At 37.3% G+C, this 15,303-nt stretch carries 15 protein-coding genes and 1 tRNA gene; 1 reads left to right on the forward strand and 15 read right to left on the reverse strand.

All coding sequences use genetic code 11. The annotated features are described in order from the left end of the window. Positions 1 to 2,055: TonB-dependent receptor domain-containing protein (locus CCAND38_RS06485; protein ID WP_042344466.1), on the forward strand; the 2,055-nt coding region annotated here is incomplete at its 5' end. 503 nt (positions 2,056 to 2,558) lie between these two features. On the opposite strand, the gene CCAND38_RS06490 is transcribed toward CCAND38_RS06485, so the two are convergent. From CCAND38_RS06490 to atpE, 15 genes are all read right to left on the reverse strand, one after another. Next, positions 2,559 to 4,835, reverse strand: a complete 2,277-nt coding sequence (locus CCAND38_RS06490; protein WP_042344467.1) for a GH92 family glycosyl hydrolase — start codon at positions 4,833 to 4,835, stop codon at positions 2,559 to 2,561. Positions 4,836 to 4,860: 25 nt separating this feature from the next. Further along, positions 4,861 to 5,241, reverse strand: coding sequence for a fluoride efflux transporter CrcB (crcB, locus tag CCAND38_RS06495; protein WP_042344468.1), 381 nt, complete (start codon positions 5,239 to 5,241; stop codon positions 4,861 to 4,863). 375 nt (positions 5,242 to 5,616) lie between these two features. Beyond that, positions 5,617 to 5,898, reverse strand: coding sequence for a F0F1 ATP synthase subunit delta/epsilon (locus CCAND38_RS06500; RefSeq protein ID WP_042008526.1), 282 nt, complete (start codon positions 5,896 to 5,898; stop codon positions 5,617 to 5,619). A 21-nt stretch (positions 5,899 to 5,919) separates the two neighbouring features. Continuing rightward, positions 5,920 to 7,428, reverse strand: coding sequence for a F0F1 ATP synthase subunit beta (gene atpD, locus CCAND38_RS06505; protein ID WP_042008529.1), 1,509 nt, complete (start codon positions 7,426 to 7,428; stop codon positions 5,920 to 5,922). Between the two features lie 223 nt (positions 7,429 to 7,651). After that, complete coding sequence (locus CCAND38_RS06510; RefSeq protein ID WP_042344477.1) at positions 7,652 to 8,332, reverse strand: hypothetical protein; 681 nt, start codon at positions 8,330 to 8,332, stop codon at positions 7,652 to 7,654. Between the two features lie 76 nt (positions 8,333 to 8,408). Then, on the reverse strand, positions 8,409 to 9,257 hold the full coding sequence (locus CCAND38_RS06515) for a metallophosphoesterase (RefSeq protein ID WP_042344479.1): 849 nt from the start codon (positions 9,255 to 9,257) through the stop codon (positions 8,409 to 8,411). A 332-nt stretch (positions 9,258 to 9,589) separates the two neighbouring features. Further along, a tRNA-Asp gene (locus CCAND38_RS06520) sits at positions 9,590 to 9,663 on the reverse strand. A 124-nt stretch (positions 9,664 to 9,787) separates the two neighbouring features. After that, positions 9,788 to 10,642, reverse strand: coding sequence for an ATP synthase F1 subunit gamma (gene atpG, locus CCAND38_RS06525; RefSeq protein ID WP_042344469.1), 855 nt, complete (start codon positions 10,640 to 10,642; stop codon positions 9,788 to 9,790). Positions 10,643 to 10,772: 130 nt separating this feature from the next. After that, positions 10,773 to 11,495, reverse strand: a complete 723-nt coding sequence (locus CCAND38_RS06530) for a DUF1266 domain-containing protein (protein WP_042344474.1) — start codon at positions 11,493 to 11,495, stop codon at positions 10,773 to 10,775. Between the two features lie 22 nt (positions 11,496 to 11,517). Then, a complete protein-coding gene (atpA, locus tag CCAND38_RS06535) occupies positions 11,518 to 13,098 on the reverse strand; it encodes a F0F1 ATP synthase subunit alpha (protein ID WP_042344475.1) in 1,581 nt (526 codons plus the stop codon). Between the two features lie 44 nt (positions 13,099 to 13,142). Beyond that, complete coding sequence (locus tag CCAND38_RS06540; RefSeq protein ID WP_042008536.1) at positions 13,143 to 13,649, reverse strand: hypothetical protein; 507 nt, start codon at positions 13,647 to 13,649, stop codon at positions 13,143 to 13,145. A gap of 2 nt (positions 13,650 to 13,651) precedes the next feature. Then, entirely contained in the window at positions 13,652 to 14,026 is a 375-nt protein-coding gene (locus tag CCAND38_RS11520) for a C10 family peptidase (RefSeq protein ID WP_082021469.1), read from the reverse strand. Beyond that, the gene (atpH, locus tag CCAND38_RS06550; protein ID WP_042344476.1) at positions 14,001 to 14,534 is read right to left on the reverse strand and encodes an ATP synthase F1 subunit delta; all 534 of its coding nucleotides are present in this window, start codon (positions 14,532 to 14,534) and stop codon (positions 14,001 to 14,003) included. The genes CCAND38_RS11520 and atpH overlap by 26 nt, the downstream gene beginning before the upstream one ends. Before the next feature lie 6 nt (positions 14,535 to 14,540). Next, positions 14,541 to 15,032 (reverse strand): F0F1 ATP synthase subunit B, encoded by a 492-nt coding sequence (locus CCAND38_RS06555; RefSeq protein ID WP_042008542.1) that lies wholly within the window; start codon positions 15,030 to 15,032, stop codon positions 14,541 to 14,543. A 90-nt stretch (positions 15,033 to 15,122) separates the two neighbouring features. Continuing rightward, a partial coding sequence (atpE, locus tag CCAND38_RS06560; protein WP_064504534.1) for an ATP synthase F0 subunit C occupies positions 15,123 to 15,303 on the reverse strand: 181 nt, incomplete at its 5' end.

Consider the following 15,303-nt stretch of genomic DNA (forward strand, 5'->3'; position numbering starts at 1 on the left):
GGTCGTAAAAAACTTGTAGAACAAAAAGTGGACAGAATTGTTTTCAACGTAGAAAATTCTGTTCAAGCAAGTGGTGGAGATGCCCTTGATGCCCTAAAATCTACCCCCGGAGTTCAAGTGCGTAACGAGGATATTTCTATTGTTGGCAAAAATGGTTTACGCGTAATGGTCAACGATAAAATAATACAACTTTCGGGCGAAGAACTCACTAACTACCTGAAATCCATAGCGTCCGACAATATCCAAAAAATTGAAGTTATCACCACACCGCCTTCCAAATACGACGCCGAAGGCAATGCGGGACTAATCAACATCGTACTTAAAAAAGCCAAGGAAGATCATTGGAGCACTACACTTCGAACTTCCTATCAGCAGGGAATTGTAGGGAAATTACGCAATGGCATAAACTTTTCCTATCGAAAAAATAAATTTTCCGCTTTGGCTGATTTGGGCTATACAGACGGAAAATCGAAATACGAAAACGACATTCATTTTTGGTATCCACAGGAATATTGGGTCAATCGATTGGATATAGAAGGGAAAATCAAAACGTGGGTGCCCCTCGTAAATTTAAACTACGATATAACCCAAAAAAGTACGCTTGGTGTACAGTTTATGGGAAGTTTTTCAGATATTATCGGCAATGGCTTGACAGCAAATCGTGCGTACTTGTATAACAATTCAAAATTGATGAAAGAATATATTACCTATCAAATTGAACCTGAAAACACTCAAAATTTGTCTGTCAATGTGAATTTCTTGCAAAAAATCGGAGATAAAGGAGCAAAACTCACCTTTGATGCCGATTATTTCCATTACAAAAAAGATAGAAATGACAACTTAAACACTATTTTCCATAATTATCAGTTGAACACACAACCAAAGTCGTATGTAAATTCGCTTTCTATACAAAAAATAGACAATTATTCCTTTAAAACTGATGCGGAGCTACCCGTTTCGTGGGGAAATCTTTCTTTCGGAGCGAAAATCTCCCGAACACAGACGGATAATATAGCCGAATCCGATTTTCGTGATGAAAATCAAATACAAACTCTTGCTCATAAAGATCACTTTCTTTATACGGAAGATACCCAAGCCTTGTACGCCGATTGGGCGAAATCTTTGGGAAAGAAATGGAGCATAAAAGCAGGGCTTCGAGGCGAAAATACGCAGACCAAAGGAGTTTCCGTTTTAGCAAATAATGAAGCACACAAACGAAATTTCTTTAAGTTTTTCCCGACATTATATATTCAGTATAAAATTGATGAGAATCACAATATTTCGGCAAATGTAAACCGTCGCATTCATCGTCCGCAATTCTTTTCACTTAACCCAGGAAGATTATATATGAATCCGAAATCGTATGTAGTGGGTAACCCATTTTTGCAGCCTACCTATTTATTAGGAGCAACGCTGAATTATTCCTATAAACATTGGTTAACATTCCAGCTAACATATTCCAACATACAGGATAATGGAACTCAAATTACGTATCACAATCCTGCTTTGGAGGAAACTAAAATGCAATGGGAAAATTTTGCTAATGGTAATGAGTGGAGTGCTTCGATAAATATCAATAAAAGTTTGTTTTGGTGGTGGGAATTTTCGGCATATATGATTATAACTTACGAAAATGTAAAACCTTATGTTGCTGCATTTCCCGACCCAATGAAAAGTTGGGGAGGTTATCAATATTTGGGAAATACTTTTATGCTGAATGAAAACAAAACTTTACAAGCAAGTGTATCGTATGAATATCAGTTTCCGTGGGACAATGAAACATCAAAAAGCTCGGAGGTTTCAAGTTTAGATTTAGGTATCAAATATTTAGCTTTCGATAAAAAATTAACTATTGCTCTCAACGCAAACGATATCTTCAAAACCAATATAATGACTTATACCCGAAAAATCAAACAACAAGGCATTACAGAAAGCTATCGTCAATACTACGATACGCGTTACCTACGTCTTTCTCTTACCTATAAATTTGGAAATAGCAAAATTTCAGTACAAAAAAGAGAGGGAGGAAATGCAGAAGAACGCGGAAGAAGTTAGCTACATTCAATTGATAAAGGTAAATTTTTGAAAACAAACAAGGGATTATGATTTTTGTGGTAAAAGCATAAAAACCTAAAACCTTGTTTGTAATACTGTATAAAGATAGGGTAGAACTAACAAAATGTTTAAGAGTAGCCAATAAAAAACTATCTCGTATTTACCTAAAAGGAAAAGAGAATTTAAACTTTAATTACCTATTAATAAGGTTGTTAAATTTATTTAACATTTATTTTCAGAAGCTATTTCATGCTAAAAACTGCATTTAGACATTACCAAAACTATGTGAAAAAGGAGCTTAGCAGACGTAGAGTACAAGTTTTAAACAAAATAAAAAGTCGAGATTGAACTCAATATAATAACCTGAAAGATATAAGAAAGAGACTGTCCGAAAAGTCAAATTTTTAGCAACTTCATAAAACTTAGTCTATTGAATAAAAGCATTTTATTTTTAATATTTTGCTCAAAACAACTCTTTTCGGACAGCCTCCTTACATTGTCAATTATTTGTTTGTCGGTGCCGACCCCATTACAAATTTCAACTCTCCGCCGTTTTTAAGTTCTTCATCAGTGATAAAAGTGCGGTCGAGCGGTTTGCCGTTAAGCGTTGCCGACTGAATGTACATATTTTCCGCAGAAACATTTTCAGCAATGATGGTAAAGGTTTCTCCGTTAGGCAGATTGATTTTCGCCTTTTCAAATAGCGGACGCCCAATTTCGTACTCACCCGAAACAGGATTCATCGGATACAAACCAATAGAACTCCACACGTACCAAGCCGACATTTGTCCGCAGTCTTCATTTCCTGAATATCCGTTCGGCGTGGTGTTATATTGCGTTTTCAAAATTTGATTTACCCAATATTGTGTGCGATGTGGCTCTCCCGCTTTGTTAAACAGATACGCAATATGGTGGCTCGGTTCGTTGCCGTGAGCGTACTGCCCAATCAGTCCCGTAATGTCCGCCGAAACGTTATCGCCCGTAATTTCAGAACTTTCGGTAAATAGTTTTTCCAAATGTGTTGTGAATTTCTCTTTTCCGCCGAAAGCATCAATAAGTCCTTGCGGATTTTGCGGAACAAACCACGAATGTTGCCAAGCATTTCCTTCGGTGTAATCGGTAGCTTCGCGGTGGTTGGAGTGTTTCGGGTCGAAAGGCTCACGCCATTTGCCACTTGCCGATTTGCCTCGCATAAAGCCCGTTGTGGGGTCAAACAAATGTTTGTATGCTTCGCTTCGTTTCATAAAGAAATCGTAATCATCGGTTTTTCCTAAGGCTTTTGCCATTTGTGCCACACACCAATCATCGTAAGCATATTCCAACGTAATGGTTACCGATTCGTCCCATTTGTCATACGGAATGTAGCCATATTGCTTGTAGAATTTCAGTCCGCGTTCGTCTCCCATCATCGTTTTTTTCATCATTTCGAAGGCTTTTTCAGCATCGAACGAACGAACGCCTTTCAAATACGCCTCAACAATTACAGGAATAGAATGATAGCCGGTCATACAATCGGTTTCGTTGCCGTAGAGCGTCCAAACGGGAAGTTTATTGATAGCGTCAGAATACGCTAACATTGAGCTAATAATATCCGAAGATTTTTTAGGTTGAAGCAAAGTAATTAGCGGATTTTCAGCACGGAACGTATCCCACAATGACAAAGTAGAATAGGCTGTAAAATCTTTGGTGGTATAAATTTCATCGTTTTGCTGACGGAATTGTCCGTTTTTGTCAGAAAAAGTAACGGGAGCTACCTGCGTGTGATATAAAGCTGTGTAGAAAATCGTTTTAAGCGAATCGACAGGCGTTTCAATTTCGATAGAAGAAAGATGTTTTTCCCAAGTGTCGTGAGCTTTTTGGCGTACTTCGGCAAAGGTGCGTTTGTCATACAAATCCAAATTCGCCAACGCACTCTCTTCACTTACAGAAGAAACCGCCACGCGCACCACCAATTCCTCCCCTGTGGAATTATCAAAGAAGAATTGCCCTGATGAGATTTGTTTTCCACTATTTTGAAGTTGTAAATCTTTAATAGGTTTAGAAAATGCAATGGCAAAGAACACTTTTTGATTTTTTGCCCAACCTGTACTGAATCGATGTCCTGTGATGATGTTTCCGACGTTTTGTCCGTCCAACTTTCGATTGGATTGTTGGATAAACATTTCCGTAGGGCTATCCCAATTGATGGCAAATCCTAAATTCAAAATAACGGATTGTGTATCGCCTTTTTGGTAGGTGTATTTGTGGTAAGCAACGTATTGGCCGGCAGTAAGTTCCGCATTTACTTTCGGGTCTTCAAGGAAAACTTGATAGTAACCAGGTTCTGCTTTTTCGTTTTGGTGCGAGTAACGTGACTTGTACGGCACTTGATTGCGGAAGTCCAAAGCAGCTTTCGGATATTGGTCTTTTTTTCCAGTAGAAAGCTGTGATAAATCGTATTCTTTATTGACAGGCATCAGCAAAATATCGTTCAAATCACCAATACCTGTTCCGCTGAGCGATAAATGCCCAAAACCGATTAGTAAAGTGTCACTGTGATGATAGCCCGAACACCAATCCCAACCGCTGATGCCATTCACAGGACTCACTTGCAACATTCCGAACGGAACGGTAGCTCCAGGGTAGGTATGTCCGTGTCCACCTGTACCGATGAAAGGGTCAACGTACGTGGTGAGTGGTTTTTGCTGTGTTTCTTGCTCTGTTGTAGGCTGTTTTACTTCTTGGCACGAAGTCACCATCAGCCCTAAAAGCGCCAATGATGAAATGTATTTTCTTATCATTGTTTAAAATATTTTATTTAAAATTTCATTTGCTTAATAAAGATGTCACCACATACCCTACCCAACAAGCCAACAAGCCTAAAAACACACTCAACAAAGCGTAAAGAAAGGCTTTTCCAATTTGGTTCTGTTCGATAAGTTGGAAGGTTTCTAAGGAAAATGCCGAAAAGGTAGTAAATCCGCCCAATACTCCTGTAATAAAGAAAGACAAACATTCCGCAGAAAAGTTTTTCTTCTGAAATAATACAAACAGTACCCCAATCAAAAAGCTACCTAATACGTTGACAAAAAGAGTGTTAAAAGGAAACATTTTGACTATTCGTATGCTCATCAGTCCATAGCACAAAAAGCGAAGCATACCTCCTATGGCACTGCCTAACCCTACGTACATAATTGATTTTATCATTTTTATTGATTAACCGAACACAACAAAAGTAGCAAAAATAATCATAAAAACAAAGAAGTTAGGAAGTCAAAAAATACAGATAGTTATATAAATTGTAGTCTAAAACCAGATTATATTTTTTATCCCAACGAATATAGAAGAATAAAATTACAATCTACTTCTCAGAAGTTTATAGACATACTTAGAATTGTGATTTTTTTCAGAGTTCGTAATGAAATAAAACCGATGTATATATATGCTTTTAAAACAAAAAAATTAAAACATAAATGGCATATTTTAATAGTCTGAACAGTACCCAGATATCATAAAAAAAACGGCCGTAATCCCTTACAGCCGTTTTAATTCAATAATAAAATTTAAAATCAAAAAACTATCTTAATCCGCTAAAATGACTACTCTATTGTTATTTAACTCTAAAGTTCCGCCATTGATAGCCAATAAAAATTCATTTTTTTTATCTCCTTTTTCAAAACGAGAAGCAACGCTTTCTCGAAGTTCAATGTTTCCGTATAATTTCACGTATCCCTTCGTCAAAACTGACACGATAGGTGCGTGGTTTTCCAACATTTGGAACTCTCCGTTCACTCCAGGAACAGAAACCGCATTCACTTCTCCGTTAAACAAAATTTCCTCAGGGGTGACAATTTCTACTTTCATATCCGTATTGAATTTTCAATATTATTGAACCTCAGCTAACATTTTTTCTCCTGCAAGGATAGCATCCTCAATAGTTCCTTTCAAGTTGAACGCAGCTTCTGGCAAATGATCTAACTCTCCATCAATGATCATATTAAAGCCTTTTATCGTATCTTTAATATCAACCAAAACTCCAGGTATACCTGTAAACTGTTCAGCTACGTGGAAAGGCTGTGACAAGAAACGCTGTACACGACGCGCACGAGCTACCGCCAATTTATCTTCTTCTGAAAGTTCTTCCATACCTAAGATGGCGATAATATCTTGAAGTTCTTTATAGTGCTGTAATAATTTCTTAACACGTTGAGCACATTCGTAATGTTCTTTTCCTAAGATCTCAGGAGTCAAAATTCTTGAAGTAGAATCCAATGGGTCAACGGCAGGGTAGATACCCAACTCAGCGATTTTACGTGACAATACGGTAGTTGCATCCAAGTGAGCAAAGGTTGTCGCTGGTGCAGGGTCAGTCAAGTCGTCGGCAGGAACATAAACTGCTTGCACGGATGTGATTGAACCTCTCTTTGTAGAGGTAATACGCTCTTGCATTGCCCCCATCTCAGTTGCCAATGTCGGCTGATAACCTACTGCTGATGGCATACGACCTAACAATGCCGATACCTCAGAACCTGCTTGGGTAAAACGGAAGATATTATCTACGAAGAATAAAACATCTTTTCCTTGTCCATCTCCAGCCCCATCACGGAAATATTCAGCAATGGTAAGTCCTGAAAGTGCCACACGAGCACGAGCTCCTGGTGGTTCGTTCATCTGACCGAAAACGAATGTCGCCTTAGAGTCTTGCATTGCTTTTTTATCAACTTTGGTTAAGTCCCATCCTCCATTTTCCATAGAGTGCATGAACTCATCACCATATTTTATAATTCCAGATTCTAACATTTCTCTCAAAAGGTCATTCCCTTCACGGGTACGCTCACCCACTCCAGCAAAAACTGAAAGTCCTCCGTGACCTTTGGCAATATTGTTAATTAGCTCTTGGATCAAAACGGTTTTTCCTACTCCCGCACCTCCAAACAAACCTATTTTCCCTCCTTTAGCATATGGCTCAATAAGGTCGATAACCTTGATTCCTGTGAAAAGCACTTCTGTTGAAGTTGATAAATCTTCAAATTTCGGAGCCTCACGGTGAATCGGTAGTCCATTAGAACCTTCCTTTGGTAGGTTTCCTAAACCATCGATTCCATCTCCAATAACATTGAATAAACGCCCATAAATGTCTTTCCCGATAGGCATTTGAATTGGATTCCCAGTTGCAATTACTTCTGTATCACGACTTAAACCCTCTGTTGAGTCCATTGAAATCGCTCTAACAACATCTTCACCTATGTGTGACTGTACTTCCAAAACTAATTTTGAACCATCAGCTTTAATAATTTCCAATGAATCATAAATCCTAGGAAGTTCGCTCTCAGCAGCAAAAACAACATCCACTACTGGTCCAATTACTTGTGATACTTTACCTTTTTGAGACATTTTCTGTATAATTGTTATGTTTAATTATTTGATTTATATTTTGTTCACGCAAAACATAAAGTGTTTTTATGTTTGTCTGCAAATATATGATTTTTCTTAATAAAAGAAAAAAAAATGTATAAATTTATTCACTAAAAACCTTTAAAACAGATTTTATTTTTTTCAACATATTGTGTATTAAATAAATACAATATTTTTCTCGAAAAATCATCTCAGTTATAAACTATGGCAAAATTGCTCCGACAGCAATGTCACAACGATGTCCTGGTTCACCATGTGGTGGATTAGGTTTTCCTGAAAATCCTTCGGCAGTAACTCCTACATTTTGCTGTGTGCTTTGAGGATCTACAACTATTTGTTGAGGAGCAACCTGAGGTTCAACACTTTGATTTTGCTGGTTAACCACTTGTCCCATTGGCTTGGAATCTAATGGAGCCCCCACTGGAATGTCACAACGATGATCTGGTTCACCATGCGGTGGATTTAATTTCACACCTCGGGAATCCACCGATAATGAGGCAGTCTGAGGAACTGCAAAACCCTCAGACGACACTTGTGGCAAAGCCTCGTTTTCCGAAACTGGAATGTGTTGGCTAATATTCTGTGGCATATTTGATGAATTTGGTAACGGTGCTCCTACTGGAATATCACAACGATGACCAGGTGCACCATGCGGAGGATTCAAAGTCACTCCCGAAGAACCCGTGGTAGGCAACTGAGAAGCACTTGTTGCATTCAGAAGTCCTAAGTTTTTATCAAAAACAGATGAATTTTGGCTACTTTGTAACAATGCCTCCGCTTGTTGTGTATTTAACAAAGCTTCTTCTGAAACCTTGATTTCATCAACACTATTTTTGCACGAAAACAGGAATAAAACACCTAATAAAATACCGATTTGCTTCATAATCATATCAATTTTGTGGCAAATATAACCCATTTTTTCAAAATAAAAAAGTCTTCAGAAATTTCAAATAATCTTGCTATTTTCGCTTTTCCAGCTCAAAAATCGTAATTTCAGGGCGTACATTAAACCGAACAGGAATGGAATGCCCTATTCCTCGGTTGACATAGAGCGTTCTTTGATTGGATAATTCAATTTTTCCTGACGCATATTCCTTATTTTTTACGGGAAGTACGGGAGGTGTAAGAAAAGGAGGTTTACACTGCCCTCCATGGGTATGCCCCGAAAGAATCCAACCTTGATAATTTTGCCAAACCTCCAAATCACAAGTGTCAGGATTGTGACTCAAAACTACATTAGCTTGTGCTGCATCATAATTTTCAAAAGCCTTACTCGCATTGAATTCACCTGCCCACAAATCGTCTAATCCAATAAAGGTCAACCCCTCAATTTGAATACGTTCATTTCTCAAAACAACGATTTGGTGTGAACGCATCAACTGAACAATACTATCTGCCACTTTAGGCTCACGCCAATTCACTCCGTAATCATGATTCCCTAAAACAGCTATCGTTCCTAATCTTCCCTTCACGCAATGTCGCAAAGCCTCTTCCAATTTGTCGTACAGTACTTTTTTGTTTTTATAAGTAACATAATCGCCTGTATAAACCACAAAATCAGGATCATATTTTCTCATTTCTTCAAAAGTTGAAATCAGATAATCGTTACTTACCCAACGTCCCGTATGGAGGTCACTAATTTGCATCAAGGTTTTCCCCTCCAAATGTTTTGGTAAATACTCAATAGGCATTTTCATTGAAACAACTTCTACCCAATGACGCTCTATTTGCCAAGCATATAGTACCAAAAAAAGACATATCACCGTTGGTATGAAAATGATTTTTTTTATGATTTTTCGTGACTTCATGCTTTTGAATATATTCACTTCCGACTGATTTCTCTTACTGAACGGTAAAACGACTCATAAAGAGAAAGTGAAATGTTTACAAGAATTATACATTTATTCAGAGAAATATAGCAAAAGTTATTTGACATAAAAAACTCTATACCAGATTATTATTAACAAAAAACATCAATTATAATATCGATACGATTTTCTTGACTCTTACTCATGCTATCATAAAAAGTTGTATTCGAAAGTCTGTAAATTAATACAGATAGATGATTATCAAAACTTTGATAAAAACAAAAGCCTTTCTTAACAGAAAGGCTTTTAGATGTGCAACACTTTTGATTTCGCGGTCTGGACGGGACTCGAACCCGCGACCCCCTGCGTGACAGGCAGGTATTCTAACCAACTGAACTACCAGACCTCATTTTGCGAGTGCAAAGATACTATTTTCTTTATATTTTCCAAAGAAAAAATATTTTTTTTAGCACTCTTTTTAAACTTCATTTATAAGTTACTGAAAATCAAATTCAAATATTATTTTTTTCCTAATTCAAAGCCTCTGCACCTCCAACGATTTCTAATATTTCACCAGTAATCGCTGCTTGACGAGCTTTGTTGTAAGTCAATTTCAATTGATTTCTAAGTTCACTCGCATTATCCGTTGCTTTGTGCATTGCTGTCATTCGAGCTCCGTGTTCAGAAGCTACCGAATCACGTAATGCCTTGAATACCTGCGTTTTCAATGAACGAGGAATCAATTCCTTAACAATTTCTTCTTTGGAAGGCTCATAAATATAATCCACTGAAGATTCTTGTTCCTCTGCAACAGTCTGAATAGGTAAGAAAGTTTCCTCTATAACGATTTGTGTTGCTGCATTTTTGAAACTGTTATAGACCAAAACAACCTTATCAAATCGACCTGATGTATATAATTCCATCAATTCTGATGCCAACTCGGCCGCATCCGCGTAGTTTAGGTTATCAAAAATATGGGATTCATATCTGAAAACTTTGTCAGTTTTTTTCAAAACATCGTTTCCTTTTTTTCCTACGGTGTAAAACTCCACCTTTTGATTTTTATAAACAGTACTTTCTAATTCTAATGATTTTTTGATAATATTAGAGTTAAAAGCTCCGCAAAGACCTCTATTAGAGGTGATTGGAACAATCAATATATTTTTAGCCACTTGAGGACGTTCGTTATAGATACTGTCGTTACCCAAAGCAGAACTAAGTTGTTCCAACAATTGTTTTAGCTTATAAGCATAGGGTTTCATCGCGATGATGGCATCTTGAGCCTTTTTGAGTTTTGCTGCCGACACCATTTTCATCGCTCCAGTAATTTGCATCGTGGAACTTACCGATGAAATCCTACTTCGTATTTCTTTTAAATTTGCCATAAATAAACGACTAAATTGTTTATTTTTTGTTATTTATTTTTTACGTTATTCTTTCCTTAAATGAAAAGAAGTGCGATTAGGACGCATTACTTCCTGTACTTCAGCTGAGGAAACATGCCTCTGTTAAGAATTAAAAAGAGTATGTCTTATAAACATCGATCCCCTCTACTTTTCCTAACATCGGATTTTTGCTATTGAAAACACGATCAGTTTCAATAATGATGTCATCCAAATCAAATCCTTGTATGGTTCTCCCTAATAGAAAAGAAATGGTGTATTCTTTCCAACTTTTACCGTGTTCATGAGCAATATCGGATACTTTTTGCAATATTGTCCACATTTCATCTTCCGTTATTAAATTGCACCAATAGCACCATTTGGCTAAAGAAGCCGCTCTACACAAGTCCCATCCATAAACAGAATTTACCTCTTGAACTTGTTCAACTTCTACATCTAACCCTTTAGCAATTGCTTTTTGTATTTTAGAAAGTTCCCCAGGTTTTTGCTCGAAAATAGGAGCAAATCGAAAGGTTGATTTCAAATGCAAAAGCTCCCCAATGGTTTGTATAGCCTGTTCTCTATTAGTAATTTCCCATTGTTGGCGCAATCCTTGCTGATAAACATCCAATATCTCATTGGGCATCAAATTCAAAAGATTTTCACCTCGGTAATGAGCTAAAATTGCTCCAAAAGTAAGCAACCGTTTTTGTTCCTCATTCAGAGGGTTTTGATTGATATGCCCCGTTTGCTTGGCTAATCTATTTTTACTGTACTTACGACTGATAAAAATCTGTAACCCAATTAAAAGGACTGCTCCTACTCCAACGAGTATGTATACGTATGATGATGTCATGAAACTATATACCTAAAACTAATTATTTCGTGTATCTTTCTGCGATTTCCTTAGCTACATCTTCAAGCGTTGCTGTAATTTTATCATTGAACTGTCCCGCTTTAAGTTCGTCCAAAACGTTGCGATGTTGTAAGTTCAAGAAATCCAAATATTCTTTTTCAAATTCTTTCACTTTATTTACAGGCACTTGACGCAACAAGTTTTTAGAACCTACATAGATAATCGCAATTTGATTTTCAACCGTATATGGGTCGTTTTGCGATTGTTTTAGAATTTCTACGTTACGTTTTCCTTTCTCAATAACGTTCATTGTAGCTGCGTCCAAATCTGAACCAAATTTAGCAAACGCCTCTAACTCACGATATTGAGCTTGGTCAAGTTTCAATGTTCCAGCAACTTTTTTCATTGATTTAATCTGAGCGGAACCTCCCACACGCGATACCGAGATTCCTACGTTAATCGCTGGACGTACACCAGAGTTAAACAAATCAGACTCCAAGAAAATCTGTCCATCTGTAATTGAAATTACGTTCGTTGGAATATATGCCGAAACGTCACCTGCCTGAGTTTCAATGATTGGCAAAGCAGTAAGCGATCCGCCTCCTTTTACCAAATGCTTGATGCTTTCCGGCAAATCGTTCATTTTTCGAGCGATACTATCGTCAGCGATTACTTTCGCTGCTCTCTCAAGCAAACGAGAGTGCAAGTAGAACACGTCCCCAGGGTAAGCCTCACGTCCAGGTGGTCTTCTGAGCAATAACGACACCTCACGGTAGGCCACCGCTTGTTTCGACAAATCATCATAGATAATCAAAGCTGGACGACCCGTGTCACGGAAATATTCCCCGATAGCAGCTCCTGCAAATGGCGCATATACCTGCATTGGTGCTGGATCAGAAGCATTTGCCGCTACGATAGTGGTATAAGCCAAAGCTCCATTATCTTCTAATGTTTTAGCAATTGCAGCTACGGTCGATGCTTTTTGCCCAATAGCTACATATATACAGTACACAGGTTTTCCTGCATCATAAAATTCTTTTTGGTTAAGAATGGTATCAATACAAACCGTTGTTTTTCCTGTTTGACGGTCTCCAATAACTAACTCACGCTGACCACGACCAATAGGAATCATGGCGTCTACGGATTTGATACCTGTTTGCAACGGCTCATTTACTGGCTGACGGAAGATAACCCCCGGTGCTTTACGCTCCAATGGCATCTCGTATAACTGACCTGTGATAGGGCCTTTCCCGTCAATTGGCTGACCCAAAGTGTTTACCACACGACCTACAATACCTTCCCCTACATTGATAGAAGCAATCAATCCAGTTCTTTTAACTGTATCTCCCTCCTTAATATCTGTTGAAGGTCCTAATAAAGTAATACCTACGTTATCTTCTTCCAAGTTCAAAACGATACCTTTAAGTCCGTTGTCGAACTTTACCAATTCTCCGTATTGCGCATTCGACAGACCAAAAATACGAGCGATACCGTCTCCCACTTGTAACACCGTCCCCACTTCTTCCAAAGAAGCTGTGGCATCAAAATTAGCTAATTGCTCTTTTAAAATTGCTGAAATTTCAGCCGCTTTTATTTCTGCCATTTTTAGTTTATATTTTTTTATTTATAAATCTTTATTTGTAATAACTACTCAACAATAGTAACTATCCTATTGTTTTGAAAATTCATCAATTTATTATCCACGTATATTTTTTGTAATACGATAGCGTTTGTGGTTACAGAGAATTCGGATTTGATTTCGTATTTTTTATACCCCAAGTCAATAACTGTATGAGAAATTTTATCTTCGATATATAAAGAATTTATAAACACGTTTATCAGATACTTCTGACCCTCTTTTTCTGGGGCTATGAATGTAAAGCCCTTAGGTTCAGCTAAATTTGGTCTGTCGAACAGTTCTAATTTATTGTTTTTATCCTTGTAATATATTTTAATATTTTTAGGGTCAAATTTCTCATTAAAAGGACTTAGTAAATCATTCCCTTGATTATCTACAACAGAAAAGGAGGCACTACTACTTAAGTGTTTACAACAACCTACTTCACTATTTTCCTCATTGTTTATTTTTTCATTATTTTTGTTACAAGAAAAAAACAATGCTCCCATGATAATAATAAATAAACTCTTTCTCATAGCTATTTTCGTATATTATAAATTATTCCATTTTTGTAATCAAAGGTTCCATAATCTCCTTTAAAGGGAGATAAATACCACCCATTCCAAAGTCCATCCCAGCCAAAATTCATATAGTATGAAGGTACGATTTTATCATGACAGTCATAGCCCCAGCGACCAACTTTTATACATATTTCAATCATAACTTCTTGATATCCATCACATACCCATGCGTGACCCCCTGTATATATAGATTGTCCATTAAAAATAAATTCTTCTCCTCCTCTTAAAATAACAGGATATCCATTTTTAATTTCATTCTCAATTTTGGACAGGATATCATGTTCTGTATATATAGCTGATTTATAACTATTGGAACTCTTGTCGTAATTTATTGAGTTTGAAAGCTACACTGGCGTTGTATTGAATATCGCCAATACGCAATATAAATCCCCCGATGATGCTCTCATCTACCTTATTCACTAAGGTAATATTTCGGCTTTGTTTCAAACTTTCTACCTTTTGTAACACTTGTTTTTTCATTTCCTCCGTAAGAGGGATTGCTGTGGTTACCTCAGCCGTTTGGTTATTTTTATATGAATTATAATGAATTACAAATTTCTCTGCAATTTGTTTCAAAATCGGCAATCGTCGATTTTCGATAAGCAAGGTGAATAAGCGTTGTACCTCTGGTGAAACTCCTACAAACACTTTATCCAATACATTTTTCTTAACCACAGTTTTTACGACAGGCGAAACCAAAAGATTGTCCAGTTCTTTATTTTCGTCTATTGTTTTATGAACTAAAGACATATCACGGAAAACGCTCTCCACAGCGTTTCGCTGTAGGGCATATTCCAAAAGTGCCTTAGCATATCTGTTAGCTGCTCTGAATCCGTACATATTTTATTAGTTTAAAGTAGCCCCTTTCAAATATTCATTAATCAGAGTGGTTTGCTTCTCCTTGTCAGAAAGCTCGTTTTTGATAACTTTTTGAGCTATTTCAATTGACAACGAAGCAACCTTATCTTTCAATTGAGCAACCGCTACTTTTTTCTCATTATCAATAGCTTGTTTTGCTTGGTCAATCAATTTTTGTCCTTCTTTTTGAGCCTCTTCTTTAGCTTCAGCAACGATTTTGTCTTTTAACTCTTTCGCTTCTTTTAACATAGCATCTCGCTCTGCTTTTGCTTCTGCTAACAAACGCTCGTTATCAGCTTTCAAATCTGCCATTTGCTTACGTGCCTCCTCTGCTGCTTCTAAAGCATTATTAATAGACTCTTCGCGCTGTTTAACCGCTGAAAGAATCGGTTTCCAAGCAAATTTTGCTAGTAAAAAAAGTAAAACTCCAAAAATCAACGTTCCCCAAAACAGAAAACTTTCAGGATTTGTAAAATTCATTGTTCTAAATATATTTAAATATGATTCGACTTTTCTTTTTTACGAAAAAACCACCTTACAGCCAACCGCTGTAAGATGATTTTAACTTAATTATTTTGCGATTAACGCAACAACCACGGCGAAAAGGGCAACACCCTCGATAAGTGCCGCTGCAATAATCATTGCAGTTTGAATTTTCGAAGCTGCTTCCGGCTGACGAGCAATACCTTCCATTGCGGCTGCTCCAATTTTACCGATGCCGAAACCTGCTGCCAATGCTGCGATAGCAGCT

The sequence above is a fragment of the Capnocytophaga canis genome, assembly GCF_000827555.1.
In the GTDB taxonomy this organism is placed as follows: Bacteria; Bacteroidota; Bacteroidia; order Flavobacteriales; family Flavobacteriaceae; genus Capnocytophaga; species Capnocytophaga canis.